Origin of the sequence: Aquabacterium sp., from assembly GCF_021768455.1 — a bacterium.
Classification (GTDB): domain Bacteria; phylum Pseudomonadota; class Gammaproteobacteria; order Burkholderiales; family Burkholderiaceae_C; genus Aquabacterium.
In genome coordinates this window covers 13,417-38,929 of the sequence record NZ_JAIZVX010000004.1, presented here as the reverse complement: position 1 = coordinate 38,929, position 25,513 = coordinate 13,417, and the positions used below count along the sequence as shown (strand labels likewise).

General features: G+C 65.2%; 25 protein-coding genes. 21 read left to right on the top strand and 4 right to left on the bottom strand.

The features are described 5' to 3' along the window. Positions 1-3 precede the first annotated feature (3 nt). The 20 genes from QZ994_RS01175 to QZ994_RS01080 all read left to right on the top strand — a co-directional run bounded on the left by QZ994_RS01175 (position 4) and on the right by QZ994_RS01080 (position 19,586). Positions 4-597 (top strand): peroxiredoxin, encoded by a 594-nt coding sequence (locus tag QZ994_RS01175; protein ID WP_290867143.1) that lies wholly within the window; start codon positions 4-6, stop codon positions 595-597. 64 nt (positions 598-661) lie between these two features. Continuing rightward, positions 662-1,354 carry a c-type cytochrome gene (locus QZ994_RS01170; RefSeq protein WP_290867140.1) on the top strand — a complete coding sequence of 231 codons (693 nt, stop codon included), beginning with the start codon at positions 662-664 and terminating at the stop codon, positions 1,352-1,354. Between the two features lie 20 nt (positions 1,355-1,374). Beyond that, the gene (locus QZ994_RS01165) at positions 1,375-2,265 is read left to right on the top strand and encodes a dienelactone hydrolase family protein (RefSeq protein WP_290867137.1); all 891 of its coding nucleotides are present in this window, start codon (positions 1,375-1,377) and stop codon (positions 2,263-2,265) included. A 77-nt stretch (positions 2,266-2,342) separates the two neighbouring features. Beyond that, positions 2,343-2,822 carry a cytochrome c gene (locus tag QZ994_RS01160; protein WP_290867134.1) on the top strand — a complete coding sequence of 160 codons (480 nt, stop codon included), beginning with the start codon at positions 2,343-2,345 and terminating at the stop codon, positions 2,820-2,822. A gap of 51 nt (positions 2,823-2,873) precedes the next feature. Beyond that, positions 2,874-3,527, top strand: a complete 654-nt coding sequence (locus tag QZ994_RS01155; RefSeq protein WP_290867202.1) for a lectin — start codon at positions 2,874-2,876, stop codon at positions 3,525-3,527. A 30-nt stretch (positions 3,528-3,557) separates the two neighbouring features. After that, positions 3,558-6,782, top strand: coding sequence for an efflux RND transporter permease subunit (locus tag QZ994_RS01150; RefSeq protein WP_290867131.1), 3,225 nt, complete (start codon positions 3,558-3,560; stop codon positions 6,780-6,782). Between the two features lie 21 nt (positions 6,783-6,803). Beyond that, positions 6,804-8,039, top strand: a complete 1,236-nt coding sequence (locus QZ994_RS01145; RefSeq protein WP_290867129.1) for an efflux RND transporter periplasmic adaptor subunit — start codon at positions 6,804-6,806, stop codon at positions 8,037-8,039. A gap of 17 nt (positions 8,040-8,056) precedes the next feature. Next, positions 8,057-9,517 carry an MBL fold metallo-hydrolase gene (locus QZ994_RS01140; protein WP_290867127.1) on the top strand — a complete coding sequence of 487 codons (1,461 nt, stop codon included), beginning with the start codon at positions 8,057-8,059 and terminating at the stop codon, positions 9,515-9,517. A gap of 141 nt (positions 9,518-9,658) precedes the next feature. Next, complete coding sequence (gene ccmA, locus QZ994_RS01135; RefSeq protein ID WP_290867123.1) at positions 9,659-10,285, top strand: cytochrome c biogenesis heme-transporting ATPase CcmA; 627 nt, start codon at positions 9,659-9,661, stop codon at positions 10,283-10,285. Then, positions 10,285-10,953 carry a heme exporter protein CcmB gene (gene ccmB / locus QZ994_RS01130; protein ID WP_290867121.1) on the top strand — a complete coding sequence of 223 codons (669 nt, stop codon included), beginning with the start codon at positions 10,285-10,287 and terminating at the stop codon, positions 10,951-10,953. Before ccmA ends, ccmB begins: the two co-directional genes overlap by 1 nt. Before the next feature lie 37 nt (positions 10,954-10,990). Beyond that, positions 10,991-11,770, top strand: coding sequence for a heme ABC transporter permease CcmC (gene ccmC / locus QZ994_RS01125; protein ID WP_290867118.1), 780 nt, complete (start codon positions 10,991-10,993; stop codon positions 11,768-11,770). Next, positions 11,767-11,934, top strand: a complete 168-nt coding sequence (ccmD, locus tag QZ994_RS01120) for a heme exporter protein CcmD (protein ID WP_290867115.1) — start codon at positions 11,767-11,769, stop codon at positions 11,932-11,934. Before ccmC ends, ccmD begins: the two co-directional genes overlap by 4 nt. Then, the gene (gene ccmE / locus QZ994_RS01115) at positions 11,931-12,386 is read left to right on the top strand and encodes a cytochrome c maturation protein CcmE (protein WP_290867112.1); all 456 of its coding nucleotides are present in this window, start codon (positions 11,931-11,933) and stop codon (positions 12,384-12,386) included. Before ccmD ends, ccmE begins: the two co-directional genes overlap by 4 nt. Further along, on the top strand, positions 12,383-14,404 hold the full coding sequence (locus QZ994_RS01110) for a heme lyase CcmF/NrfE family subunit (RefSeq protein ID WP_290867109.1): 2,022 nt from the start codon (positions 12,383-12,385) through the stop codon (positions 14,402-14,404). Before ccmE ends, QZ994_RS01110 begins: the two co-directional genes overlap by 4 nt. A gap of 5 nt (positions 14,405-14,409) precedes the next feature. Continuing rightward, the gene (locus QZ994_RS01105) at positions 14,410-14,952 is read left to right on the top strand and encodes a DsbE family thiol:disulfide interchange protein (RefSeq protein ID WP_290867106.1); all 543 of its coding nucleotides are present in this window, start codon (positions 14,410-14,412) and stop codon (positions 14,950-14,952) included. Positions 14,953-15,016: 64 nt separating this feature from the next. Further along, positions 15,017-15,511: a cytochrome c-type biogenesis protein gene (locus QZ994_RS01100; protein WP_290867103.1), complete on the top strand. Its 495-nt coding sequence runs from the start codon at positions 15,017-15,019 to the stop codon at positions 15,509-15,511. Further along, positions 15,508-16,272, top strand: a complete 765-nt coding sequence (locus QZ994_RS01095) for a tetratricopeptide repeat protein (protein ID WP_290867100.1) — start codon at positions 15,508-15,510, stop codon at positions 16,270-16,272. Before QZ994_RS01100 ends, QZ994_RS01095 begins: the two co-directional genes overlap by 4 nt. A 116-nt stretch (positions 16,273-16,388) precedes the next feature. Further along, the gene (locus QZ994_RS01090) at positions 16,389-17,261 is read left to right on the top strand and encodes a formylglycine-generating enzyme family protein (protein ID WP_290867097.1); all 873 of its coding nucleotides are present in this window, start codon (positions 16,389-16,391) and stop codon (positions 17,259-17,261) included. A gap of 55 nt (positions 17,262-17,316) precedes the next feature. Further along, positions 17,317-19,038: an arylsulfatase gene (locus QZ994_RS01085; RefSeq protein WP_290867094.1), complete on the top strand. Its 1,722-nt coding sequence runs from the start codon at positions 17,317-17,319 to the stop codon at positions 19,036-19,038. After that, a complete protein-coding gene (locus QZ994_RS01080) occupies positions 19,035-19,586 on the top strand; it encodes a hypothetical protein (protein ID WP_290867091.1) in 552 nt (183 codons plus the stop codon). Before QZ994_RS01085 ends, QZ994_RS01080 begins: the two co-directional genes overlap by 4 nt. A 75-nt stretch (positions 19,587-19,661) precedes the next feature. Here QZ994_RS01080 and QZ994_RS01075 read toward each other — a convergent pair whose 3' ends face one another. From QZ994_RS01075 to epsC, 3 genes are read right to left on the bottom strand one after another with little or no spacing between them, the layout of a single operon-like run. Beyond that, positions 19,662-21,581 (bottom strand): family 2A encapsulin nanocompartment cargo protein cysteine desulfurase, encoded by a 1,920-nt coding sequence (locus QZ994_RS01075; RefSeq protein WP_290867088.1) that lies wholly within the window; start codon positions 21,579-21,581, stop codon positions 19,662-19,664. After that, the gene (locus tag QZ994_RS01070) at positions 21,568-22,485 is read right to left on the bottom strand and encodes a family 2A encapsulin nanocompartment shell protein (RefSeq protein ID WP_290867085.1); all 918 of its coding nucleotides are present in this window, start codon (positions 22,483-22,485) and stop codon (positions 21,568-21,570) included. The genes QZ994_RS01075 and QZ994_RS01070 overlap by 14 nt, the downstream gene beginning before the upstream one ends. Positions 22,486-22,532: 47 nt before the next feature. Beyond that, complete coding sequence (epsC, locus tag QZ994_RS01065; RefSeq protein ID WP_290867082.1) at positions 22,533-23,456, bottom strand: serine O-acetyltransferase EpsC; 924 nt, start codon at positions 23,454-23,456, stop codon at positions 22,533-22,535. A 314-nt stretch (positions 23,457-23,770) separates the two neighbouring features. Between epsC and hisC the strand changes: the two genes are divergently transcribed. Further along, positions 23,771-24,844 carry a histidinol-phosphate transaminase gene (gene hisC / locus QZ994_RS01060; RefSeq protein ID WP_290867079.1) on the top strand — a complete coding sequence of 358 codons (1,074 nt, stop codon included), beginning with the start codon at positions 23,771-23,773 and terminating at the stop codon, positions 24,842-24,844. Here hisC and QZ994_RS01055 read toward each other — a convergent pair. Beyond that, entirely contained in the window at positions 24,771-25,421 is a 651-nt protein-coding gene (locus QZ994_RS01055; RefSeq protein ID WP_290867075.1) for a hypothetical protein, read from the bottom strand. The two genes, hisC and QZ994_RS01055, sit on opposite strands and share 74 nt — an antisense overlap. Between the last annotated feature and the right edge of the window lie 92 nt (positions 25,422-25,513).

Here is a 25,513-nt window from a genome sequence, read left to right as displayed (position 1 = left end):
ACGATGACCTTCTCCGCGACTCAGCTGGCCACTGCGGCCCTCGCCCTGGGCCTGGTGGCCGCGCCGGCCTTGGCCGCCCTCAAGGATGGCGACAAAGCCCCTGACTTCAGCACCCAGGCCTCGCTGGCAGGCAAGGCCTTCCAGTACAGCCTGAAGGACGCCCTCAAGAAGGGCCCGGTGGTGGTCTATTTCTACCCATCTGCGTTCACCAACGGCTGCAATGTGCAGGCCCACACGTTTGCCGAAGATGTCGACAAGTTCAAGAGCGCAGGTGCCAGCATTGTGGGCGTCTCGTTGGACAACATTGCCCGCCTCAACGAGTTCTCGGCCGATCCGCAGTTCTGCGCAGGCAAGATCGCCGTTGCCTCCGATGCCGACGGCAAGATCGCCAAGGCCTACGACCTGGCCATCCGGGACGCGGTGGCCGGCCGCAAGGACACCCGTGGTGCAGACATCGACCATGGCTTCGCCGAGCGCACGACCTTTGTCGTGACGCCCGATGGCAAGGTGGCCGCCACGGTTGGTGGGCTGACGCCGGCAGCGAACGTGGAGAAGGCGCTGAAAGCCGTGCAGAAACTGGCGTCGTCGCGTCGCTGAACCAGGGTGGCGCATGCAGTTTGAAACCTGGGCGCGCGGGCCGCGCTCTGTGTCTGTGCAGGGTATGAAAAGCGGGTTGTGTGGTCTGCTGGCATGGGGCTTGATCGTGGCGCCTGCCATCGCTGCACCGCCAACCGCCAAGAGCAAGGGGCAGGGCAAGGTGGTTTCGCAGGCACCCGCCGTTTTGCCCAAGGGAGACCCGGTGCTGGGGATGGCCAAGTCCAACGACGAACGCTGCCAGGAATGCCATGGCGTCGATGGGCATGGCGCGGGCCACAGCAACGGCCCCGAAGGCAAGTTTGCCAAGCTGGGCGGGCAGCACCCCGAATACCTGATCAAGCAGATTCGCAACTTCCAGAGCGGTGAACGCAAGCACGATGTGATGACCGTCGTGGCCCGGCATCTGGAGGATGCGGACCTGGTCGACATCGTGGCGTACTTCGCCAGCCAGCGCCCGATGCAAGGCGATGGCACGGGCGACAAGCCCGTAGGGCGGCAGCTGTACCAGCAGGGCGACCCCGCGCGCGGGGTGATGGCATGTGCCTCTTGCCATGGCGACAAAGGTCAGGGGGGGCTGCAAGGCGGCGTGATCAGTCCGGTGATTGGCGGGCAGGAGTGGCGCTACCTCGACAAACAGTTGCGCGATTGGCGCAGTGGTGACCGGCGCAACAGCCCAGGCGGCGTGATGAACCAGGTGATGAAAAACCTCACCGACGACGAGTTGCAGGCGCTGGCCGACTATGTATCTGGCCTGTGAGCCATCCAAAGGAGCACGACATGACACGCAAGACCGCCCAAGATTTTTCGCCCGAAGTGCTGAAGCTCTTCGACCAGTATGTGCATGGCCTGCTGGGCCGTCGCGGCTTTTTGAGCGCGGCATCGAAGTACACCGTGGGCGCAGTGACCGCGGAAGCCTTGCTGGCCGAACTCAGCCCGAATTTTGCGCAGGCTCAGCAGGTCAAGCCTGACGATGGCCGCCTGAACGCCCGCTACATCGAGATCGCCTCGCCTCAGGGTTACGGCAAGGTGCGTGGCTACCTGGTATCGCCTGCAGGTGCCAAGGGTAAGTTGCCCACCGTGCTGGTGGTGCACGAGAACCGGGGCCTCAACCCGCACATCGAAGACGTCGCTCGCCGTCTGGCCCTGGATGGCTTCGTGGCCTTTGCGCCCGATGCCTTGTACCCGCTGGGTGGCTACCCAGGCGATGAAGACAAGGCCCGCGAACTCTTCCCCAAGCTCGATCAGACCAAGGCCCGCGCCGACTTCGTCGCAGCGGCCGAGTTTTTGAAAGTCGCGCCTGAGGGCAATGGGCGCGTGGGCGTGGTGGGCTTTTGTTATGGCGGCGGGATTGCCAATCATTTGGCCACACGGTTGCCCGACCTTGCTGCGGCCGTTCCGTTTTATGGCGGTCAGCCCAGTGAGGAAGAGGCGGCCCGCATCAAGGCCCCGCTGCTGTTGCAGTACGCCGGCGTGGACGAACGCATCAATGCAGGCTGGCCCAAGTATGAAGCGGCACTCAAAAAGGCTGGCGTGCGATACGAGGCCCATGTCTACCCCGGGGTGCAGCACGGCTTCCACAACGACACCACCCCGCGGTACGACGCGGCGGCGGCCAAGCTGGCCTGGGAACGCACGGTGGCGTTCTTCCGCCAGAACCTGAGCGCCTGAGCACGATTTTCGATTTCCCACTCACGCCCGGGCTTTTTGCCCGGGTTTTTCATCCCCAGCAAACGGAAGGAACGCAGATGAACAAGCGTCTGAAACCCATCGCCGCCACGGTGCTCGCCATTGGCGCGCTCGCGGCTGCAGCCACCGCCATGGCCCAACAGGCGCCCAAGCCTGAGCAACTGATCAAGTGGCGTCAATCGGCGTACCAGCTGGTCGCCTGGAACACCGGTCGCGTCAAGGCCAACGTCGACGGTACCTACAACAAGGACGACGTGATCAAGGCGGCCAACGCCATTGCTGCCATCGCCAATTCGGGGCTGGGTGCGCTGTTCGCCGCGGGCACGGAAACCGGCAAAGGCTGGCACGACACCGCGGCCAAGCCCGAACTGTTCAAGGATGGAGCCAAGGTGGGTGAGTTGGCTGGCAACTTCAGCAAGGAAGCCACCGAGCTGGCCAAGCTGGCGCAGGGCGGCGACGTGGCTGCGGTGAAGGCCCAACTGGGCAAGCTGCAGCGCACCTGCAAGGCCTGCCACGACGACTACAAGGCCAAGGACTGAGCCATGCGCCCATACCGTTTCCAAGGCCAGCTGAGCTGGTTGGCTGCGGCGATGCTGTGGGCGGCTTCGGCCGCACAGGCGCAAACCGCACCGGCCGCCCAGGCCCCCAAGCAGCCCTTCAGCTTTTTCGTGACCAGCGTAGGCGGAGGCAAGGGTGCCGACTATGGTGGTCTGGCCGGCGCAGACCAGCACTGCCAAACCCTGGCTGCCGCGGCCGGCGGTGGCGCCAAGACCTGGCGTGCCTACTTGAGCACCCAGGCCAAGGATGGCCAGCCGGCGGTCAACGCGCGTGATCGCATCGGCCAGGGCCCCTGGTACAACACCCGTGGCGCCGTGGTGGCACGCGACCTGGCTCACCTGCATGGTGACACGCTGGAACTGGCTCGTCTGGGCAACAACCTGAGCTGGGCAACCGCCTTCACCGAAAAGAACGAGCCCATCAAGCGCGCAGGCGATCAGCCCAACGAGCACGACATCCTCACCGGCTCCACGCCCGATGGCCGGGCCTACACCGACGCGGCGGATCACACCTGCCAGAACTACACGAGCAGCGCCGCCGAGGGCTCGGCCCAGGTCGGTCACTTCGACAGGACCGGCGGCGGCAACACCTCCTGGAACTCTACCCATGGCAGCCGTGGGTGTGGCCAGGCCAACCTCGTGGCCACCGGTGGTGCGGGCCTGCTGTACTGCTTCGCCATCAACTGAGCCGTTGCACGGCCAAAGGGTTTCTCTCGCATGTGGATTGTTCAAGTCGCTTTGCGACGACCGTATACCTTCATCGTCGCGGCGCTGCTGATCCTGCTGGCGACACCCTTTGTGCTGCGCAAGACGCCGGTTGACGTCTTTCCGGAAGTCGACATCCCCGTTGTGGCCATCCTGATGAGTTACAACGGGCTCACCGCCAAGGAGATGACCGACCGGATCATCACGCCCATCGAGCGAAACCTGGCCAACTCGGTGAGCGACATGGAACACACCGAGTCCCAGACCATGAGCGGTCTGGGTGTGATCAAGGTGTTCTTTCAGCCGCAGGTGGACCAGGCTGCAGCCATCGCGCAGGTCGTGGCCAGCACCCAGGCGTCACTGCGGTCTCTGCCTGCGGGCGCCACCCCGCCGACCATTGTCAAGTACAGCGCCACCAACCTGCCCATCCTGCAACTGGGTTTCAGCAGCCCGGTCCGCAGCGAGCAAGAGATCAACGAGCAGGCCTTCAACGTCTTGCGCACCAAGCTTGTCACCATCCCTGGCGTGGCTGTGACGGCGCCCTACGGCGGGCGCTTCCGGCAGGTCTCGGTGGACATCAATGGGCCTGCCCTGGCCGCCAGAGGGCTCACTGCGGTCGATGTGGTCAATGCCCTGAGTGCGCAGAACCTGACGCTCCCCACGGGGAGCGCCCGCATTGGTGGGCAGGAGGTCAGCGTGGCCCTCAATGGCTCACCCGCCACGATGGCCGGGCTGGGCGACATTCCCATCACCACGGTCAATGGCGCGACCGTCTATGTGCGCGACGTCGCTCAGGTGCGCGATGGCTACCAGCCCCAGACCAACATCGTGCGCCGAGATGGCGAGCGCGGGCTCCTGATGACGGTGTTGAAGAACGGTGGCGCTTCCACCATGGACATCATCGACACCATCCGCAAAGAACTGCCCAAGGCCGTGCTGGCCCTTCCTGAGGACATCACGGTCTCGCAATTGGCCGATCAGTCTGTGTTCGTGTCGGCAGCGATCAAGTCGGTGGTGCACGAGGCCCTGATCGCGGCGGGGCTCACGGCCGCCCTGCTGTTGCTCTTTCTGGGCAACTGGCGCAGCACGGCCATCGTTGTGGTGTCCATCCCGCTCTCGATCCTGTCATCGCTGATCATCCTCCACCTGTTGGGGCAGACGATCAACATCATGACGCTGGGTGGGCTCGCCCTGGCCGTCGGCATCCTGGTGGACGACGCCACGGTGGAGATCGAAAACGTCGAGCGTCACCTGCACATGGGCAAGAACGCCCACCAGGCCATCCTCGATGGCGCAGCCGAAATCGCCACACCGGCCCTGGTGGCCACCTTGTGCATCTGCATTGCCTTCGTGCCCATGTTTTTCCTCACCGGCGTGGCGGGACAGCTGTTCAAGCCGCTGGCGATGGCCGTGGTGTTTGCGATGCTGGCGTCCTATGCGCTGTCTCGCACGCTGGTGCCGACCCTCGTGATGTACCTGATGCGACATCACAGCCAGCGGGAGGCCGCGGCCCGTGCGCCGGGGCGCCTGCGCCGCATTCACCTCGCGTTCGACGCGTGGTTTGAGCGTGTGCGACACGGCTACACCGGCGTGCTGGCGGCGCTCCTGCAACGCAAGCGTGCCGCGGGTGGATGCATCCTGGGCTTTTGCTTGCTGTCCCTCGGGCTGTTCCCGCTGCTGGGGCAGGACTTCTTCCCCACGGTGGACGCAGGTCAGATGCGCCTGCACGTGCGTGCCCCATTGGGCACCCGTCTTGACGAAATGCCTGCCTTCGTCGACAAGGTCGAAGCCCGCATTCGTGAGGTGGTGGGGCGCAACGAGGTGGCCAGCATCGTCGACATCGTGGGCGGGCCTTACACGCCTTACAACACCCTCTACAACAACAACGGCACGACCGACAGCAGCGACGTGGAGATCCTCGTGTCGCTGTCCGAAGGGCATCGACCCACCGCCCAGCACATCCGTGCCTTGCGGGCCGATCTGCCGCGAGCGTTTCCCGGCAACGAGTTCTACTTCCAGCCGGCCGACATGGTCAGCCAGACACTGAACTTTGGTCTGAGCGCGCCCATCGACATCCAGATCCAGGGTCCCAAGACCGAGGAGAACCTGGCCGTGGCCAGCGAACTGATCGGATTGGTGCGGCAGGTCCCGGGTGTGGCCGATGCCACCGTTTACCAGCGCTTCAACCGTCGCACCCTGCAGCTGGAGATGGACCGCTCCAGCCTCCTGCAGACTGGGCTCGTGGCGCGCGACGTGGCGCAGAACATGATGGTGTCCCTCAGCTCCAGCTTCCAGACGGCGCCCACCTACTGGTTGAATCCAGCCAACGGCAACGTCTACAACGTGGCGGTGCAGACACCCCAGTACGAGATCGACTCGCTGGGCGCCATGCTCAGCATCCCCGTCAATGCCAGCGGTGGCGCGGGGCAGGGGCGCGAGCCTCAGTTGTTGGGCAATGTGGTGCAGGTGAAGTCGACCAGCCAGGCAGGCGTCGTGTCGCACTACAACATCGCGCCTGTCATCGACATCCTGACCAATGTGGATGGACGTGATCTGGCCAGCACCTACGCCGACATCGAGCGGCACATCGAGCAGGTGCGCGCCAAGCTGCCGCGTGGCTCCGAGATCACGGTGAGAGGCCAGATCGAGACCCTGCGTACCTCGTTCGTCTCGCTCAGTTGGGGGCTGCTTCTGGCTGTGGTGCTGGTGTACCTGCTCATCGTGGTGAATTTCCAGTCCTGGCTGGACGCCTTGGTGATCGTGACGGCACTGCCTGCTGCATTGGCCGGCATCGCGTGGATGCTCTACCTCAGCGGCACGCCGCTTTCCGTGCCCGCACTCACGGGCGCGATCATGACCGTGGGCGTGGCGACGGCCAACAGCATCCTCGTGGTGTCGTTTGCCCGGCAGCGACTGGCCCAGGGCGTGCCCGCGATCACGGCGGCGCTTGAGGCTGGCTCCACCCGTCTGCGACCGGTGCTGATGACGGCCTTGGCCATGGTCATCGGCATGGTGCCCATGGCCCTGGGGCTGGGGGAGGGCGGCGAACAGAACGCGCCGCTGGGCCGAGCCGTGATCGGCGGCTTGTTGTTCGCCACCGTGTCCACCCTGGTGTTCGTGCCATTGGTGTTTGCCGCAGCCCACCGCCGTGCGAGAGGCGGTCATTCCCTGCCGACGGCGCCAGACCACACCGGTCCCGTTGCAGGCGCCTCCCACTTGTTGCCTTCGCAGGCCTGATTCCTTTTGTCGTACCCCACCATGTCGTCTTTCTCTCCGCCAGAACACCCCGATACGGCGCCGCATGCGGCAGCCTTGCCCACCGGTCGGCCATCCGTGCGACGGGCCCGCCAGATTGGCGTGCTGACCGTGTTGCTCCTTCTGGGCGGTGCGGGGGCGCGGGCTTATGTGAACGCTGTGCACGCGGCTTCGGTGGCCCGCGCCACCGAGCAACAAGCGGTGCGCACGGTGCTCACCACACAGGCCAAGTCTGGCCAGGGGCTGCGCACGGTGGCCTTGCCCGCCACGCTGCGAGGGGAAAACGAGGCGGCCATCCACGCGCGCACCAACGGCTATGTCAGGGCGTGGAAGAAGGACATTGGGGACAAGGTCAAGCGTGGCGACGTGCTGGCCTTGATTGACACGCCCGAGATCGACCAGGAACTGGCCCAGGCACAGGCCACGCTCGAGCAGGTGAAGGCCCGCCTGGCGCTGACCACGTCGTCGCTGGCCCGCTGGGAAAACCTGCGCGAGCGCGATGCCGTCTCGGCCCAGGAACTGGAGGAGCGCCGCGCGGCCCGACAGCAGGCGCAGGCCGATCTCGCGGCTGCCCAGGCCAATGTGCGTCGCCTGCAGCAGTTGCACGACTTTGGCCGCATCACGGCCCCTTTTGACGGTGTGGTCGTGCGCCGCAACGTGGAAGTGGGGGCCCTGGTTGCCTCGGGCAGCGCCAGCACCACCAAAGAGCTCTTTTACCTGGCGCAGACGGACGCCTTGCGCCTGACCGTGGCCGTGCCCCAGGCTTATGCCGCCGATGTGTCGGTGGGCAAGGAGGTGGGTGTCAGGTTGCTGGAGAAACCCAATCTGCCTTTGAAGGGCGAAGTGACCCGTGTGGCAGGGGGCATCGACGTCTCGACACGGTCGGTGCTGGTGGAGGTGGCCTTGCCCAACCAGGACGGCAAGCTCATTCCCGGTGCCTATGTGGAGGTGAGCCTGCCTTTGAGCGGCGCAAACCGTGTGCTGACGCTGCCGCCCAACACCCTGCAGTTCCGTCAGGACGGACCTCGTGTGGCCGTGGTGGAGGAGGGCGGCACGGTCGTCCTGAAGCCCGTGAAGCTGGGGCGCGACATGGGGCGTGCCGTGGAGGTGCTTTCCGGCATTGGCCCCAAGGACGTGGTGGTGCTCAACCCTTACGACACCATCCTTGATGGCGAAAAGGTGGCTGCGCGAGCCGCGCCTCCCGAGCCTTCGCCAGCGGGCAAAACCAAATCTCAATGAAGCGACAGGAGCACTGCATGCAGACATGGATTCGTCACCTCGGTCTGGCCACGGCCTTGACCGCCACCGCACTTGCCGCCCAGGCGGTCACGCTGGCATCGGCCAGTGATGCCTTGGGCGCGGACCGGGTTGAATCGCTCAGCCTCCAGGGGGCCGGCCGGTGGTTTCAATTCGGGCAGGCACCCGCGCCGGGGCTGCCCTGGCCTCAGTTCGACGTGAGCAACTACAGCGCCGACATCCATTTCGCTGCGCCGAGTGCACGCGTGCAGATCAGCCGCCTGCAGACCATCGAGGAAGGGCGCTGGCGCCCGGCATCGGTGTTGCAGAAGGTCGACCAGTACGTGAACGGCGACAAGGCCTGGAACGTGGGTGTAGCCCCCGCCGCAAGCACGGCCACGTGGCAGCCTGCTGCGGTGGAGGAGCGGGCAGCCGAAGTCTGGTCCACACCACAGGGCTTCTTGAAGGCGGCCAAGGCCAACCAGGCGGTCTCTCGTCCCATTCCAGGTGGGATCGAGCTCAGCTTCACGCTGGCCGGAAAGTACCGCTACGTGGGCGAAGTCAACGAAGCGAACGAGGTGGTCCGCGTGCGCACCTGGATCGACAATCCGGTCACCGGCGACACAGAGGTCGAGACAGCCTTCGCGGCCTACCGTGACCAGGGTGGTTTGCGTTTCCCCTCGCACATCGTCCGCTCGCAGGGCGGCTTCCGTGTGCTGGACATCACCATCAGTTCGGTCAAAGCCAATGCGACGGCGCCGCTGACCGTGCCAGATGGTCTGGCGGCGACCCCGGCTCCCCAGGTGGCCGTGTCCTCGAGCAAGCTGGCGGAAGGCGTTTACTACCTGACCGGTGGCACCCACCACAGCGTGGCCATCGACCAGAGGGACCACGTGGTGCTGGTGGAGGCGCCGCTGAACGAGGCCCGTTCCAACGCCGTGATCGCCAAGGTGAAAGAGCTGATTCCCGGCAAACCCATCCGCTTCCTGGTCAATACCCATGTGCACTTTGACCACTCTGGCGGCTTGCGCACCCTGGTTGACGAAGGCGCCACCATCGTCACCCACAAGGACAACGTGGCCTATTACCAGCATGCCTGGCAGGCCCCCCGCAAGATCAATCCCGACCGTCTGGCCACTTCGGGCAAGGCTGCGCGCTTTGCCACGTTCACCCAGAAGCATGTGCTGAGCGATGGCCAGCGTCGCATCGAGGTTCACAACATTGCAGGCAGTGGTCACAACGATGCATTCGCCCTGGTTTATCTGCCGGCCGAAAAGATCCTGATCGAGGCCGATGCCTACACACCGTTGGCACCCAATGCTGCGCCGCCTGCTTCGGTGAACCCCTATGCACTCAACTTGCTGGAAAACGTGGAAGAGCTGAAGCTGGACGTTGACCAGATCGCCGCCCTGCATGGCCCGGGCGTGGTCAAGCTGGCCGACCTCAAGACCTTTGTGGGGCGCAAGGTCGCAGCGCAGTGAGGTGATGAAAGCGCATATCAATCTGCGCTTTCATTCGTTCTTCGCATAGGGGCCGGTCGATAGAGTCCGCCCTTGTGTTGAACGGCTTGGCAGATGGTCTGCCTTCGGCCAGCACGGATGTGAGTGGTCGAGGTGGACGAGATGACTTTGCAGGCAAGCCAGCTCGCCTGTGCGCGTGGCAAGCGCACCCTGTTTGATGCGGTGGATTTTGAAGTGGGGCCCGGTGAAGCCCTGCAGGTGCTTGGCCGCAATGGCAGTGGCAAGACCAGCCTGCTGCGTGTGTTGGCGGGGCTGTCTGAGCCGCTGCGCGGCGAAGTGCGATGGCAGGCTCACAGCTTGAGCCACTGGGGCAGCGATTTCAATCGTGGTTTGGTGTACCTCGGGCACCACGCGGCGGTGAAGGACGAGCTCACCGCCACAGAAAACCTTCGCACCCACGCTGCTCTGGCTGGCTCGCCCTGTACTCACGGTGAGGCCGAGGCAGCCCTCGCCAGCCTTGGTTTGACATCGCGTGCCCACCTGCCGGTGCGGGTGCTCTCGCAAGGTCAGCGTCGGCGTGTGGCGCTGGCTCGCCTGGCCCTGCAGCCTGCACGCCTGGCCATCCTGGACGAGCCCTTCAACGCCCTGGACCAGGAGTCGGTGGAGGTCTTGAGGCAGCTGCTGGACCGCCAACTGGCCCAGGGCGCGGTGGTGGTTTACACCACCCACCAGGGGCAAACGCTGAGTGCCACCCGCCACCACACCCTGCAACTGGGCGAGGTCCATTGATGGTGGCCGTGTGGTGCGCGGTGGTGCGGCGCGATCTGCTGCTGGCGTTTCGGCGCCGGGCTGATGTGTTCACCACGCTGTTTTTTTTCATCATGGTGACGGCGCTGTTTCCCCTGGGCGTGGGCCCCGAGCGCGACACCTTGCGCACCATGGCGCCTGGCATCCTCTGGGTCGCGGCCTTGCTGGCGGCCATGTTGTCCCTGGGGCGACTTTTCGCCAACGATTTTGCCGATGGCACGCTGGAGCAGTTGCTCCTTTCCCCCGAGCCCCTGAGCCTGATCGTGCTGGGCAAGGTGTGGGCCCATTGGCTGGTGTCTGGTCTGCCCCTGGTGCTCCTGGCGCCCGTGTTGGCGCTGCAGTTCGATCTGCCCACCGATGCCATCGAGGTGCTGGTCGCCAGCCTGCTCATCGGCACGCCGGTGCTCAGCCTCATCGGCGCCATTGGCGCTGCGCTGACGTTGGGCCTGCGTGGCGGCGGTGTGCTGGTGTCGCTGTTGGTGCTGCCGCTCTACATCCCCGTTCTCATCTTTGGTGCTGGCGCAGTGGGTGCGCAGGCCAGCGGCCTGGGCAGCGCGGCTCACCTCCAGTTGCTGGGGGGCTTGCTGGCGGCATCGCTGGCGCTGTCCCCTTGGGCGGCCGCTGCCGCGCTGCGTGTGGCCATTGATTGAACAACAGGTGCGCATTGTGAACACAGGAGATCTGTCCATGGGTGCCAAGGCATCAACCATTCACCGGCAGACCGGCCAGACCTGGTGCCAGCGTCTGCTGCAATGGGCCTCGCCACAGAGGGCTTATCCGCTCGCCGAGCGGCTGGCGCCCTGGTGCCTGACGGTGGCCTTGCTGCTGTCGGCTGTAGGCTTGTACCTGGGCCTGTTCGTGGCCCCGACCGACCACCAACAGCGAGATGCCTATCGCATCATCTACGTGCACGTGCCGGCCGCCTGGCTGGGCATGGTGGTGTACGTGGCGATGGCTTTCTGGGCCGCTCTGGGTTGGGTGCTGAACACCCGACTGTCGTCCCTCATGGCGCGAGCCCTGGCCCCGACCGGCGCCATCTTCACCTTCCTGGCGTTGTGGACCGGCGCATTGTGGGGCAAGCCCACCTGGGGCACCTGGTGGGTGTGGGATGCACGGCTCACATCCATGTTGATCCTGCTCTTCCTTTACATCGGCTTCATGGCACTCCAGGCTGCCATCGACGACCCGCGCAAGGGTGACAAGGCGGGCGCTTTGCTGGCCATCGTGGGCGTGGTCAACGTGCCCATCATCTATTTCTCGGTGAAGTGGTGGAACACGCTGCACCAGGGCTCGTCCCTCAGCGGTGGCGCCACCATGGCGCCGATCATGCTCTACAGCATGTTGCTCGTCTCGCTGGGTTTCTGGGCTTATGGCATCGGGGTGGCCTTGCTGCGCCTTCGTCACCTCATTCTTGAACGCGAAGCCGATGCCGACTGGGTGTCGCGCTTGCCGGAGTTGAAAGCATGAACGGGAACAACTGGGCTGACCTGCTCACCATGGGTGGCTACGGTCTTTATGTGTGGGGGGCGGTGGGCGTGGTGCTGGGTGCCATGGCGCTGGAGCTTGGGGAACTGTGGCTGGCCAGGAGGGCCTTGCTGCGTGAACTGCGACGCTCGAAGGGGCTGGCATGAAGGCAAGGCACAAACGTCTGTCCTTGGTGCTGCTGGGCTTGTCTGTGCTGGGCCTCGGGGCCTGGTTCGTGCTCTCGGCCTTTCAGAAGAACCTGGTCTTCTTCTTCACTCCCAGCCAGATCGTGTCGGGCGAGGCGCCAGCAGGGCGCAGCTTCAGGGTCGGCGGCATGGTTGAGGTCGGCAGCCTCAAGCGCGAAGGCGATGGCCTGGGCATGAGCTTCGTTGTCACCGACACGAAGCAGCGCGTGACCGTGCGCTACAGCGGTCTCGTGCCCGATCTCTTCAAAGAGGGCAAAGGCGTGGTGGCACAGGGGCGCTTGGAAGAGGGGCGCGTGTTCCTTGCCGAAGAGGTGCTCGCCAAACACGATGAAAACTACATGCCGCCCGAAGCGGCCTATGCGCTGAAGCAGGGTGCCCAACAGCCTGTCGTGGCATCAGAGGACAAACGATGATTCCAGAATTGGGCCATGTGGCCTTGAGCCTGGCCTTGGGGCTGGCCTTGATCCTGGGGGTCTTTCCGCTTTGGGGCGCCTGGAAAGGCGACACCCGGCTGACCGCCCTGGCCCGTCCGCTGGCATGGGGGCAGGCGGTCTTTGTGGTGTTGGCTTTTGGCCTGCTGGTCTCGGCCTTCGTGCGCAACGACTATTCGGTGGCCTATGTGGCGGGCAACGCGAACTCGGCCCTGCCTTTGCACTTCCGCATTGCGGCTGTGTGGGGTGGGCATGAGGGGTCGTTGTTGCTGTGGCAACTGATGCTGGTGTCCTGGACGGTGGCCGTGGCGACCTTCAGTCGGCAACTGCCCGACGTGGCCGTCGCCCGTGTGTTGGCGGTGCTGGGCCTCATCAGCGTGGGGTTCCTGAGCTTCACTTTGCTCACGTCCAATCCTTTTGATCGCCTTTTGCCCGCTGCGCCCGATGGCAAGGACCTGAACCCGCTGCTGCAGGACGCCGGCATGATCTTCCACCCGCCCTTGCTGTACATGGGCTATGTGGGCTTTTCGGTCGCCTTCGCCTTTGCCATCGCCGCCTTGCTGGGCGGGCAACTGGACGCGGCCTGGGCCAAATGGTCCCGGCCCTGGACACTCTGGGCCTGGGTCTTTCTGACTCTGGGCATCCTGCTGGGCAGCTTTTGGGCCTACTACGAGCTGGGTTGGGGCGGCTGGTGGTTCTGGGATGCGGTCGAGAACGCGTCCTTCATGCCGTGGCTGGTCGGCACCGCGCTGCTTCACTCGCTGGCGGTGACCGAAAAGCGCGGCAGCTTCAAGAACTGGACCGTGCTGCTGGCCATCCTCGCGTTTTCGCTGTCCTTGCTGGGCACCTTCCTGGTCCGCTCCGGGGTGCTGACCTCGGTGCATGCCTTTGCTTCGGATCCGCGCCGGGGCCTCTACATCCTGGCCTTCCTGGTCTGTGTCATCGGGGGCTCTTTGTCTCTTTACGCCTGGCGCGCGCCCAAGGTGGGCCTGGGTGGCCGATTTGCCCTGTTTTCCCGTGAGTCTCTGCTCCTGCTCAACAACGTGTTCCTGCTGGTGAGCGCGGGCACCGTGTTGCTCGGCACGCTGTATCCGCTGGCGATTGACGCACTGGGGCTTGGCAAGATCTCGGTGGGGCCACCGTATTTCGAGGCCGTTTTCGTGCCCCTGATGGTGCCGGTGCTCATCCTGATCGTGGTGGGCCCCTATGCCGCCTGGAAGCAGGCCGATGCCCCTCGGGTCTGGCGTGAACTGCGGCTTGTCCTGGCGGTTTCCGTGCTGGCTGCGCTGGGCGTTTCCGTGGCCCTGCAAGCCTCTGTGGGTGTGGCGCTGGGCAGCCTGCTGGCCTTGTGGATCCTGCTGGGCACCGGTCACCACGTGGGCCAGCGGCTGGCGGGCGGGGCAGCGCTCGCGGGTTTCCTGCAGCGCGCGCGCTCGGTGCCTCTGTCCTTTTGGGGCATGGTGGTGGCCCATGCCGGCATTGCGGTGTTTGTGCTGGGCGCGACCCTGGTCAGGGGTCTGGATCACGCCCAGGACGCCAGCCTGCAGCTGGGCGACACGGTGCAGGTCGGTGGCCACCGTTTCACGTTCACGGAGCTGACACGCCGCAATGGCCCGAACTTCATTGCAGCGCGAGCCACCTTCGAGGTTCAACGCGACGGTCAAAAGGTGGCGACCTTGCATCCCGAGAAACGCATCTACACCGTGCAGCGCATGCCCATGACCGAGGCCGCCATCGACCGTCGCTTCAGCCGCGACCTCTATGTGTCTCTGGGCGAGGCCGCACCCGATGGGCGTTGGGGCGTGCGTGTGCAGGTCAAGCCCTTCATGGCGGGTGTCTGGAGCGGCTGCCTTTTGATGGCGCTCGGTGGTGTCCTGGCCGCCAGCGACCGCCGCTATCGGCAGCGCAAGGCCCAGGCTTCTCGCGTGCCGGCCTCTGGCGCTGACAGTGCCACATGGCACGCCGACGACGTGGCACTGGCCGCCCGCACCCGGATCTGAGCCGCATGAAAACCTCTCACCTGAAATCCATCCTGCCGCTGGCACTGTTCGCCGGCTTGGCGCTCACCTTGTGGCTGGGGCTGCGTCACGATCCCAGCGAGGCCTTGCCTTCGGCGCGCGTGGGCAAGCCCGTGCCTGCCTTTTCCCTCCCGCGTCTGTCCGATGCCGAGGCGCGCTTCAGCCCGGTTGAACTCAAAGGGCAGGTCTGGCTGCTGAATGTGTGGGCGTCGTGGTGCCAGGCTTGCCGCGAAGAGCATCCGGTCTTGTTGGGCTTGGCCCAGCAAAAGAGCGTGCCGCTGATCGGCCTCAATTACCAGGACCAGCGCGAGCCGGGCCTTCGCTGGCTGAGCGACCATGGCGACCCATATGCCTTCACCGCGGTGGACGCAGACGGCCGCACCGGCATCGATCTGGGCGTCTATGGCGTGCCAGAAACCTTCCTGATCGACAAGCAGGGGCGCGTGCGACTGCGCCATGCCGGCCCGCTGACCCAAGAGGTGCTGGAGCGGGAGATCCTGCCTCTGGTGAAGGCGTTGCAACGTGGCTGAGCGGCTCAACGTGTTGGCGGCGCAGTCCCTGCACCTTCGCGGGATCTCTGCTTCCTCCGCCTGGATGGCCTTGAGGACCTTGAAGGCCTTGTGGCTGGGTGTCTTGCTGGCCTGCCTCACCGTGCTGGCAAGCACAGCGCAGGCCCAGAAGACCATCGATCCAGCCCTGGACGAACACGTGAACCGGCTGGCATCCGAACTGCGCTGCCTCGTCTGCCAAAACCAGACGGTGGCGGATTCGCAGGCGCCGCTGGCCATGCAACTCAAGCAGATCGTGCGCGAACAATTGGCTCAGGGTGCGAGCGACCAGCAGGTGCGCGACTTCATGGTCGAGCGCTATGGCGACTTCGTCCTCTATCGGCCACCGGTCAGCGGGGTCACGGCCCTGCTGTGGATGGGACCGGTCCTCTTGTTTGCCCTGGGAGCGGGCCTCCTTGCGCTGCACTGGCGTGCGAGGCGTCTGGGCGGCGCACACAACCTCGACGAGGAGGGTGACAGCGTGCTGGATGACGACGGCCTGCCCTCGACCTCTCCCAAACCAGAAAGCCTCCGCTCATGATCGGTTTTGTCTTTGCCTGCCTGGCCTTGTGGGCCCTGGCGACGGTGGTTGTCTCGGTGCCTCTGTGGCGCAACCCCTCAGGGGTGACGGAGGTGGTGATGCCGCCGCGCAAAGGCCTGGCCGTGGGGCTGTCTGTGTCGCTGCTGGCCTTGTCTGCTCTCCTGTATGCCGCGGTGGGGCAGCCTCAGGGTCTCTTGGTGTCTCCGGGGGCGCACCCACCTGAAACCGAGGTGCAGGCGCCGGCACAGTCGTCGCCCGGCGGCGCTCCACCGGTGGCAGCCGGGGGGGGCATGACCCAGGCACAGATCGAAGGCATGGTGGCCCGTCTGGCCGCCAAGCTGGAAAAAGCGCCGCAAGACGAACAAGGCTGGCGCATGCTGGCCAGGTCCTACGAAACATTGGGTCGCTTTCCGGATGCCGTGGCGGCCTATGAGCAAATCCTGAAGCTGGTGCCTGTGGACGCCGACCTGTTGATGGACTACGCCGTGGCCCTGGGCATGGCAGAAGGCCGCACCCTGGTTGGCAAGCCTGAGGTGGTGATCGCCCAGGCCTTGAAGCTCTCGCCCGAACACCCGCAGGCCTTGGCCTTGTCGGGCAGCGTGGCTTACGAGAAGCATGATTACAAGACCGCCATCGCGCAATGGGAAAAGCTGCTGACCCTGGTGCCGCCCGATGCCGACATGCGGGCCTCCATCCAGGCGAATGTGGCCAAGGCCCGCAGTCTGCTGTCGTCGACGCAGCCCAAGGGCAGTCAGCCATGAGCTTCATGTTTGCCTGGCGGCCCTGCATTGCCTTGTTCCTTGCCGGCGGACTCGTGGCTCTGAGCTTGAGTACATCGGCACACGGTGCCACCTGTGGTGCCGCCGCACTCAAACCCATGGCCCTGGTCCCTCACAGCCACGCGGGTCAAGTCTGGGTGCCGGGGGGGCTCTCGGTCCTGGGCTCTGACGACGGCTATGCCGATGAAGGTCCACGTCTGAGTGTGCAGGTTCAGGGATTCTGGATGGACCGCACCGAGGTCACCAATGGCCAGTTTGCGGCCTTCGTGCGCGCGACGGGCCACGTCACCGATGCAGAGCTGCAGGGTGGCGCAGCCATCTTCGAGGTACCCGATGAAGAGACGCTGCGTTCACGCCCCGTGGCCTGGTGGCGCTTCGCCCGCGGCGCCAACTGGCGTCAGCCCCGTGGGCCTGGCAGCAGCATCCAGGGGCACGAAACCGAGCCAGTGGTCCTGGTGACGCGCGCAGACGCCTTGGCTTATGCCCGCTGGCTGGGCCGAGACCTGCCGACGGAGGCGGAATGGGAGCACGCGGCCAAGGCCCGCAGCGCCACCCGGCGAATCGAGGCCGGTCCACGTGACGCACGAGGTCGCCCCACCGCCAACTACTGGCAGGGCAACTTCCCCTTGCTCGATACGGGCGAAGACGGCCATGCCGGACTGGCTGCGGTGGGCTGCTATGCGCCCAACGCGCTGGGGCTCTACGACATGATCGGCAACGTCTGGGAGTGGACGCGGGACAACCACAGTGGGGCTCGCCAGCCCCATGCCAACGGGGATGTGGCCCTGGTGAGCGGTTGGGGACAGGCTCATGGCCCCCGGGGCGATCTGTCCGCAAAGGCCGTCATCAAAGGCGGCTCCTTTCTTTGTTCTCCCGACTACTGCGTGCGCTACCGCGCATCGGCGCGCGAGGCGCAGGAACCCGATCTGCCGACCGCTCACGTTGGCTTTCGCACCGTATCGCGCCGATGAGGCGCTCCACTTTCTGTTCAACCACTCTTTCAGCCTGCCTGAGTCAGGAACACCCATGCGCACACCGATCCTGCGTCGCTCGTTCATTTCTTCTTTGGTCGGCCTGACGGTTGCCATGTTGGGCATCCAGGCCTCGGCGGCAGACCTGCCTGCCAGCAAGCCTGCTGCACGGCCCAACGTGCTGCTCATCGTCGCCGACGACCTCGGCTTCTCCGACCTCGGCGCCTTTGGTGGAGAGATCAGCACGCCCAACCTCGATGCCCTGGCACGCGAAGGTCTGCGCCTGACGGACTTTCACACCGCAGCGACCTGCTCGCCCACCCGGTCCATGCTGCTGTCCGGTGTCGACAACCACCTTGCCGGCTTGGGCAGCATGGCCGAGCTCACCGTGGAAGAGCAGCGCGGCAAGCCAGGCTACGAGGGCTACCTCAATGAGCGGGTGCTGCCATTTCCTCAACTTTTGCGCCAGGCGGGCTATCGCACCTACATGGCTGGCAAGTGGCACCTGGGCTTGACCGAAGCCCTGAGCCCGGCCGCCAGGGGCTTTGAGAAGTCCTTTGCCTTGCTGCGTGGTGCCGACGATCACGTGGCCCAACCCTGGAACACGAAGATCGACCCGGCCAACCCCTGGTACCGAGAAGACGGCAAGCTGACCACCGTGCCGGCGGATTTTTATTCCAGCAACTTTTACGCTGACAAGTTGGTCTCGTACCTGAAGGCAGGGCAGGGCGATGAGAAGCCCTTTTTCGCCTACCTGACCTTCACGGCCCCGCACTGGCCCCTGCAGGCACCAGCCGACGTCATCGCCAAGTACGAACACCGCTACGAAGCGGGTTATGACGCCCTGCGCGCCGAGCGCATCGCACGCCAGAAAGCACTGGGCATCCTGCCCAAAGACTTCCAGCCTGCGCCGCCTTCGCCCAATTTCCCTCGCTGGAATCGCCTCAGCCCCGCGCAGCAGAAGCAGGAGGCACGGCGCATGGCGATCTATGCCGCCATGGTTGACCTGCTTGACCAGAACGTCGGCAAGGTGATTGCGCAACTCAAGGCCTCTGGCCAGTACGACAACACGCTGATCGTCTTCATCTCCGACAACGGCGCGGAGGGCGCCAACGTCGAAGGGCGGCCATCTGTGATCCCTCGTGACAACAGCCTGGCCAACCTGGGCGCAGCCAGTTCCTACGCGGGCTATGGCCCCAACTGGGCTCAGATCAGCGCGCTGCCCTTCAGTGCCTTCAAGGGCTACAGCCAGGAAGGCGGCACGACGGTCCCTGCCATCGTGCGCTTTCCCTCGAAGCCGGCTGGTGGTCAGATCAGCGCCGTTCCCGGTCATGTGACCGATCTGGCACCCACCATCCTCCAACTCGCCGGTGTGCGCTATCCAGAACGTGTGGGCGATGTGCCTGCCCCTGCGCTGCAAGGCCGATCGTTGCTGCCATTGCTCAGCGGCCAACAGGATGCCCGTGGTGAGCGCTTCGACAAAGGATGGGAGCTCTTCGGTCGCAAGGCCTATCGCCAGGGTGATTGGAAAATCGTTTACGGCGTCCAGCCTTTTGGCACAGGGCAGTGGCAGCTCTTCAATCTGAAGAACGATCGTGCCGAGCAGCAGGACCTCGCCGCCCAGCATCCGGAAAAGCTGGCCGAACTGTTGAAGGGCTACGGTGCCTATGTGCAAGAAAACGGGGTGCAAGAGATCCCGGGCTTGTCCGAGCGCATTGCACGCAGCTATGGCAGCCAGTCCTACTTTGAGCAGCTCATCAAGGCCGATCAGCCATGAGCGCCACCAAGGTCGACGCCAATTACCGCTTCATCGCCGCGTCCAACGAACTCAATGCGCGCATTGCCCAGCGGCAGCAGGCGCTGTCGCTTTACATCACGCTGGTGCTGGGCTTGCTGGCCGCCTTGGTCGCGTTCCGTCCAGACAATCCCGCTCAGCGTGTGCCGGTGGAGTGGCTGGTCCTGGGCTTTCCGGTGTCGTCCTTGTGCCTGGTGTTCCTGAACTACAAGATCGAGCGTGCGCTGACCAATCTGCGCAGCTTCCTCTCGACGCTGGAGCGACTCGACAACGCCCACAACGCACTGCCCAGCTACAACACCGATCCACAGTGGTCGGACGGCGCCAACCGTGCGCGGCGCTTCCACGACTACACCGCGGCCATCCTGGTTGCCACCAGCAATGCGGTGGCGGTGGGGGCGCTCCTGCGCATCTACCCCCTTCAGGCCCAGCTCGACTCTCCGGCTGTGTGGCTCACGGGCCTGGTCACCTTGGGTTCGGTCGGCGCTCTGTTGTGGATGCCCAGGCTGAGCTACCGTCCGCAGGTCTGATGGCGCCCACCAAGGAACAGGGCTCCCAAGCGGGAGCCCTGTATCTGGCTGCATGCGGGCGCGGAGCCCGCGTGCTCAAACCCGTCCGCGACCGCCTGCCAGCCTGTGCAGCGTCGCCACCAGGGTGTCGATGTCTGCGCAGTTGTTGTAGAAGGCCAGCGAGGGGCGCACGGTGGCTTCCAGCCCGAAGCGCCGCAGGATGGGCTGTGCGCAATGGTGGCCAGAGCGCACGGCCACGCCTTCCTTGTTGAGGGCTGCGCCCACTTCCTCGGTCTTGTACCCGGCGAGCGTGAAGGACAGCACCGCGGCCTTGTCGGGGGCCGTGCCGATGAGCTTGAGCCCTGGCACGTCCTTCAACAGGCGTGTGGCGTAGACCAGCAGCTGGTGTTCGTAGGCGCCGATGTTGTCGATGCCAAACCGGTTCACGTAGTCGATGGCCGCACCCAGGCCCACAGCGTCCGCGATGTTGCCGGTACCGGCCTCAAAGCGTGTGGGCGCGTCGTGGTACTCGGTGTGCTCGAAGGTGACGTCCTTGATCATGTTGCCGCCGCCTTGCCAGGGCGGGGTGGCATTCAGGATCTCTTCCTTGCCATACAGCACACCAATGCCGGTGGGCCCGAACACCTTGTGGCCAGAGAAGACGAACCAGTCACAGTCCAGTGCGATCACGTCGGCACGCATGTGCGAAACCGACTGTGCTCCATCCACCAGCACCTTGGCGCCTGCACTGTGGGCCATGGCCACCATCTGCCTGGCTGGCGTGACCGTCCCCAGCGCGTTCGACACCTGCGTGAACGACACCAGCCTGGTGCGTGGGTTCAGCAACTTGGCATACTCGTCCAGCAGCACCTGGCCGTCGTCGTCCACCGGGATCACACGCAGCTTGGCCCCGGTTTCGGCACACAGCTGCTGCCAGGGCACGATGTTGGCGTGGTGCTCCAGGTGGCTGACGATGATCTCGTCGCCCGACTTGATGTTCGCCTTGCCCCAGGTCTTGGCGACCAGGTTGATGGCCTCCGTTGTGCCGCGCACATAGATGATCTCGTTGACCGAGCGTGCGTTCAGGAAGCCGCGGCACTTCTCGCGCGCACCCTCGTAAGCATCCGTGGCGCGGGCCGCGAGCTCGTGCGCCGCGCGGTGGATGTTCGAGTTTTCGTGTGCGTAGAAGTAGGCGATGCGATCGATCACCGACTGGGGCTTGTGGGTTGTGGCGGCGTTGTCGAGCCAGACCAGGGGCTTGCCGTTGACGCGTTCGCGCAGCACGGGGAAGTCGCGCCGAACGAGGTTGACGTCAAACGGGGGCTTGAAGCCCTGCGCCTGTGGTGACAGGGCGTGATGCTGCTGCCCCGGCACCTGGATGCCGCTTTGCCCACGTTCCAGGCCTTGGCCCAGGAAATAGTAGCTGGGCGTGCCTGAGGCCAGGGCGTGACCGGTCTCGTGCGTGCGGTTCGGTGAGCGCAAGGCCAGCAGGTCGCGCAACTCGGTGTCGCTGGGCAAGCCCCAGTCCAGCGGGTTGAGCGTCAGGATGGGCTGCACCCCCGAGGTGTTTGACACCGGGTTGGTGCTCAGCGGCAGGTCGCCACCGAAAGACGGCGGGACTTGGCCGGGCGCGGCCACGGCCGGGACGGGCGGCAGGCCTTCGTAGGCCGGCGCACCGGGCACACCCGAGGCGATGCCAGGCAGGCTCTGCCCAAACAGCGAGCTGGCCGAGGCTGTGCCCGCGGGCGATGCCGCCGGCACCAGGCTCGGTGAGAAGCCGCCGTCGGATGCTGGGTGGTTGTGGGGCGTGACAGCCGTGCTGGCGGGCACGTTCTGCACGGCAAATGGGTGAGCGGCGGAGGGCGAGCTCAGGTGCGACAGACCAGGCGGCAGGCCGGCGGGCTCCTTGTTCTGCGCGGGTGCCTGTCCAGGCAGGGCCGAGAAGAACTGGTTCGCCAGTTGCGCCAGGGTCGCCACATCGGGCAGCCCCAGGCCGTTGAGGTCACTTGTACTCATGGTACTTGTTGATTTCGACGTCTTCGAGCACCGCGATGGCGTCGTCGGTCAGCACGGCCAGCGAGCAGTACAGCGACACCAGGTAGGACGCGATGGCCTTGTGGTTGATGCCCATGAAGCGCACGGCCAGACCGGGGCTTTGCGCGCCCGGTAGGTCGGGCTGGTACAGGCCCACGACGCCCTGGCGACTTTCTCCGGTGCGGATCAAGAGGATCTTGGTCTTGTTGTCCTCGATCTGGATCTTGTCGCAAGGGATCAGCGGGATGCCGCGCCAGGTGATGAACTGGGAGCCGAACAGGGACACCGTGGGCGGAGGTACACCGCGGCGGGTGCATTCGCGGCCGAAGGCGGTGATGGCCAGCGGGTGGGCCAGGAAGAAGCCAGGTTCCTTCCACACCTTGCTCAGCAGCTCGTCGAGGTCATCGGGCGTGGGGGCACCGGTGCGGGTCTTGATGTGCTGATGCGGCGCGATGCTGTGGAGCAGGCCATATTCCTTGTTGTTGATCAGCTCGGCTTCCTGGCGCTCCTTGATCGTTTCGATGGTCAGGCGCAGCTGTTCGGCGATCTGGTTGTAGGGCTTGGAGTACAGGTCCGAGACGCGGGTGTGCACGTCCAGCACCGTGTTGACGGCGGACAGCAGGTACTCGCGCGGGTCTTCGATGTAGTCCACGAAGGTCTGTGGCAGTTCGCGCTCGTCTCGGCCAGAGCAGTCCACGGTCACGCTGGAGGCGTCCTTGACCTTGTTGACTCGGTAGATACCGGCCTCAACCGGCACCCATTGCAGCAGGTGGGTCAGCCAGCGCGGTGTGATCGTGCCCATTTGGGGCACGGTGCGCGTGGCGATGGCAAGTTGCCGGGCGGCGATGTCGCCCAGTGCGGTGCTTTGTTCGTGGTTGTTGGCCATGTGGCGCTCTCCGGTCTACAGGGGTGGGTGGTGTTGAAAAGGGGATGTCAGTCGTTGCGGTTCAGGGCCTGGCTCACGTTGCTGCCGGGTGGCACGCTGTGGGTCAGCCAGACGTTGCCGCCGATGGTCGAACCCTTGCCGATCGTGATGCGACCCAGCACGGTGGCGCCCGCGTAGATGACCACGTCGTCTTCGACGATGGGATGCCGGGCGTGGCCCTTGAGCAGTTGGCCGCTCTCATCGGTGGGGAAGCGCTTGGCGCCCAGGGTCACGGCCTGGTACAAGCGCACGCCTTCACCGATCACGGTGGTCTCGCCAATGACGACGCCGGTGCCATGGTCGATGAAGAAGGCCGGACCGATGGCCGCGCCGGGGTGGATGTCGATGCCCGTGGCCTCATGGGCCAGGTCGGAGATCAGCCGGGCCAGCACCGGGGCCCCGAGTTCGTAGAGTTTGTGCGCCAGGCGGTAGTGGATGATCGCCGTCATCCCCGGGTAACACAGCAGGATTTCCGAGACGCTGGTGGCGGCCGGGTCGCCCTGGTACGCCGCCTGCAGATCGCTGACCAGCAGGGCGCGGATGGCGGGCAGGCTGGCAGCAAAGTGGCGGGTGATCTGGATCGCCTGTGCGCTGAGGTCCGCGTCGCCCGAGGCATCGGCATCCGACACGAAAAGCAGACCGCGGCGAACCTGCTCGGCCAGGACGATCAGCGTGCTGTTCAGTGTGTCTCCGACAAAGTAGTCGATGCTTTCGTCGGACAGGTCCGGGCGGCCGTAATGGGTGGGGAAGAGGGCCGCTTGCAGGCCTTTGACGATACCGGCCAGCGCGTCGCGCGACGGCATTTCACGGATGCGCCCTTTGTGTCGCACGTTGTGGGTGGTTTCGCGCGACTGGCGCAGGGCCGCCACGATGTCGTGGAGTCGCCAATCGGTGGCGCCCGGGTCGGTGTAGCGTGATGGCTGGCTGCTCATGAGACGTGGCCTGTCAGGGCCGCAGGTGTTCAGAAACCAACACTTTGGCGAGGCCATGCCAAATACCCAAGTGACTTGTTCTGAGTCCGGTTGCGCTTATCTGAATATCAAATATGCATATCTGCATTCAATATATCAGCCGGTATTCGCTTGCCCGGCGCTGTATTGAATTGGAAGGGGGTATCTCTTGTATAAGAGATATTCAATCCGCCATCACGGATGTGGCGTGGCGCCGTGACCGCGGCGGCCTGGCATGCGGGGCACCCTATGATGGTTGCTTGAGCCTGTCGGCTTCCCACCCGATTCTCTTCACCATGTCCGCCAACCCCTTGTGGAGCACCGGCATCGCCGGCCTGAGTCCTTACACCCCCGGTGAGCAACCCGCCATCGAGGGCCTGATCAAGCTCAACACCAACGAGCATCCTCATGGCCCATCGCCCGCTGCGCTCGCGGCGATCCGCGCGGCCACCGATGACGCCCTGCGCCTCTATCCTGACCCTGACGCCCGCGCCCTCAAGGCCGAGGTGGCCCGCCAGCACGGCCTGAGCGTTGCACAGGTGTTCGTGGGCAATGGCTCCGACGAGGTGCTGGCCCATGCTTTTCGGGCCCTGCTCAAGCACCCGCGGCCCATCCTTTTTCCGGATGTCAGCTACAGCTTCTACCCGGTGTACGCCGAGCTGTTTGGCATCGAGGTCGAGCGCGTGCCGCTCGCCGAAGACTTCAGCATCGACCTGGCCGCTTATGCGCGCCCCAATGGCGGCATCGTGCTGGCCAACCCGAACGCGCCCACCGGGAGGGCCCTGTCGCGTGCCCAGATCCGTGCGCTGCTTCAGGGCAACAGGGCATCGGTCGTGGTGATCGATGAGGCCTATGTCGATTTCGGTGCAGAGTCCGCCGTGCCCCTGATCGCCGAATTTCCCAACCTGCTGGTGGTGCACACGCTGTCGAAGTCACGGGCCCTGGCTGGCCTGCGCGTTGGCTTTGCCATGGGGCACCCCAGCCTGATCGAGGCACTGGAGCGGGTCAAGGGCTGCTTCAACTCCTATCCGCTGGACCGCCTGGCCCAGGCCGGTGCCCTGGCCGCGCTGGCCGATGTCGACTGGTTTGAGCGCACCCGCCAGCAGGTGGTGGCCTCGCGGGCCGTGCTGAGCGAGGGGCTGCAAGCCCGTGGGTTCGAGGTGCTGCCCTCTGCGGCCAATTTCGTTTTCGCGCGCCATCCGGGCTGGCGAGGTGCGACCTTGCTGGCCGCACTGCGCGAACGGCGCATCCTGGTGCGTCAGTTCGACAAGCCGCGCATCAGCGACTTCCTGCGCATCACGGTGGGCACGCCGGAGCAGGTGTCGGCCTTGCTGAACGCCTTGGACGCGTTGCTTCTGCCGCAGGCTTGAGCGCTCGGCCCCAGGTGTGGCTGTTCGACACCTCGATGCCGACCATGTCGGCCTCCCAGTCGCCATGGCGCACGGTGTGCCATTCGCGGCCCAGTCGCACCGGGCCCTGGGCGTCCATCAGCACCACCATCGAGCCTTCGATGAGCGGTGCGGTGAGGCGCGCGAAGCCGGCAGAACGCACCACCGTGCTGGCCTGGGCGTCGCTCAGGCCTTCCAGCATGTCTCGCAGATGGCGGGCCAACTCGGCCGTGTCGCTCAGGCTTGGGTCCTGAGGGGCCAGGTGGGCGATGCTGCCGTTGTGCATCAGCATCAGGCCGTCGCGCACCCGGTAGGGGTGGGCCATGTCGCGGCAGATGGCGCCGTATGTGGCCTTGCGCAGGTGGAGGTAGACCTCGGTGTGGGCGGGCAGGGCGGCGTTGTATCGCAGCAGTTCTTCGAAGCGCAAGCCACGTTGCCAGACGACCTCGTCGTCGAAGAGGAAGAATCCCCCCCAGCCATCGGCATTGCGCTGCCAGGCATGGGTCAGGAAGTCCTCAGAAATGGCCCGGCCGGCGGGCTTTTTGATGATCAGGCACATGCGGAGCGGTGGTGACGGGGAGCTGACGTTGCCGCCGACGAAGGCCAACGGCGCAATGCAAGGGGTATCGGCAGATCTTGCGGCCAGGCCAA

Bases quoted from the DNA above. Each gene is read 5' to 3' on its own strand.
- QZ994_RS01105 (WP_290867106.1), top strand. From the start codon at position 14,410: ATGAAAACCTCTCACCTGAAATCCATCCTGCCGCTGGCACTGTTCGCC.
- QZ994_RS01090 (WP_290867097.1), top strand. From the start codon at position 16,389: ATGGCCCTGGTCCCTCACAGCCACGCGGGTCAAGTCTGGGTGCCGGGG.
- QZ994_RS01155 (WP_290867202.1), top strand. From the start codon at position 2,874: ATGCTGTGGGCGGCTTCGGCCGCACAGGCGCAAACCGCACCGGCCGCC.
- QZ994_RS01165 (WP_290867137.1), top strand. From the start codon at position 1,375: ATGACACGCAAGACCGCCCAAGATTTTTCGCCCGAAGTGCTGAAGCTC.
- ccmE (WP_290867112.1), top strand. From the start codon at position 11,931: ATGAAGGCAAGGCACAAACGTCTGTCCTTGGTGCTGCTGGGCTTGTCT.
- ccmD (WP_290867115.1), top strand. From the start codon at position 11,767: ATGAACGGGAACAACTGGGCTGACCTGCTCACCATGGGTGGCTACGGT.
- QZ994_RS01055 (WP_290867075.1), bottom strand. From the start codon at position 25,421: ATGTGCCTGATCATCAAAAAGCCCGCCGGCCGGGCCATTTCTGAGGAC.
- ccmA (WP_290867123.1), top strand. From the start codon at position 9,659: ATGACTTTGCAGGCAAGCCAGCTCGCCTGTGCGCGTGGCAAGCGCACC.
- ccmB (WP_290867121.1), top strand. From the start codon at position 10,285: ATGGTGGCCGTGTGGTGCGCGGTGGTGCGGCGCGATCTGCTGCTGGCG.
- QZ994_RS01085 (WP_290867094.1), top strand. From the start codon at position 17,317: ATGCGCACACCGATCCTGCGTCGCTCGTTCATTTCTTCTTTGGTCGGC.
- hisC (WP_290867079.1), top strand. From the start codon at position 23,771: ATGTCCGCCAACCCCTTGTGGAGCACCGGCATCGCCGGCCTGAGTCCT.
- QZ994_RS01145 (WP_290867129.1), top strand. From the start codon at position 6,804: ATGTCGTCTTTCTCTCCGCCAGAACACCCCGATACGGCGCCGCATGCG.
- QZ994_RS01080 (WP_290867091.1), top strand. From the start codon at position 19,035: ATGAGCGCCACCAAGGTCGACGCCAATTACCGCTTCATCGCCGCGTCC.
- ccmC (WP_290867118.1), top strand. From the start codon at position 10,991: ATGGGTGCCAAGGCATCAACCATTCACCGGCAGACCGGCCAGACCTGG.
- QZ994_RS01075 (WP_290867088.1), bottom strand. From the start codon at position 21,581: ATGAGTACAAGTGACCTCAACGGCCTGGGGCTGCCCGATGTGGCGACC.
- QZ994_RS01160 (WP_290867134.1), top strand. From the start codon at position 2,343: ATGAACAAGCGTCTGAAACCCATCGCCGCCACGGTGCTCGCCATTGGC.
- QZ994_RS01150 (WP_290867131.1), top strand. From the start codon at position 3,558: ATGTGGATTGTTCAAGTCGCTTTGCGACGACCGTATACCTTCATCGTC.
- QZ994_RS01140 (WP_290867127.1), top strand. From the start codon at position 8,057: ATGCAGACATGGATTCGTCACCTCGGTCTGGCCACGGCCTTGACCGCC.
- QZ994_RS01170 (WP_290867140.1), top strand. From the start codon at position 662: ATGAAAAGCGGGTTGTGTGGTCTGCTGGCATGGGGCTTGATCGTGGCG.
- QZ994_RS01070 (WP_290867085.1), bottom strand. From the start codon at position 22,485: ATGGCCAACAACCACGAACAAAGCACCGCACTGGGCGACATCGCCGCC.
- QZ994_RS01095 (WP_290867100.1), top strand. From the start codon at position 15,508: ATGATCGGTTTTGTCTTTGCCTGCCTGGCCTTGTGGGCCCTGGCGACG.
- QZ994_RS01175 (WP_290867143.1), top strand. From the start codon at position 4: ATGACCTTCTCCGCGACTCAGCTGGCCACTGCGGCCCTCGCCCTGGGC.
- QZ994_RS01100 (WP_290867103.1), top strand. From the start codon at position 15,017: ATGGCCTTGAGGACCTTGAAGGCCTTGTGGCTGGGTGTCTTGCTGGCC.
- QZ994_RS01110 (WP_290867109.1), top strand. From the start codon at position 12,383: ATGATTCCAGAATTGGGCCATGTGGCCTTGAGCCTGGCCTTGGGGCTG.
- epsC (WP_290867082.1), bottom strand. From the start codon at position 23,456: ATGAGCAGCCAGCCATCACGCTACACCGACCCGGGCGCCACCGATTGG.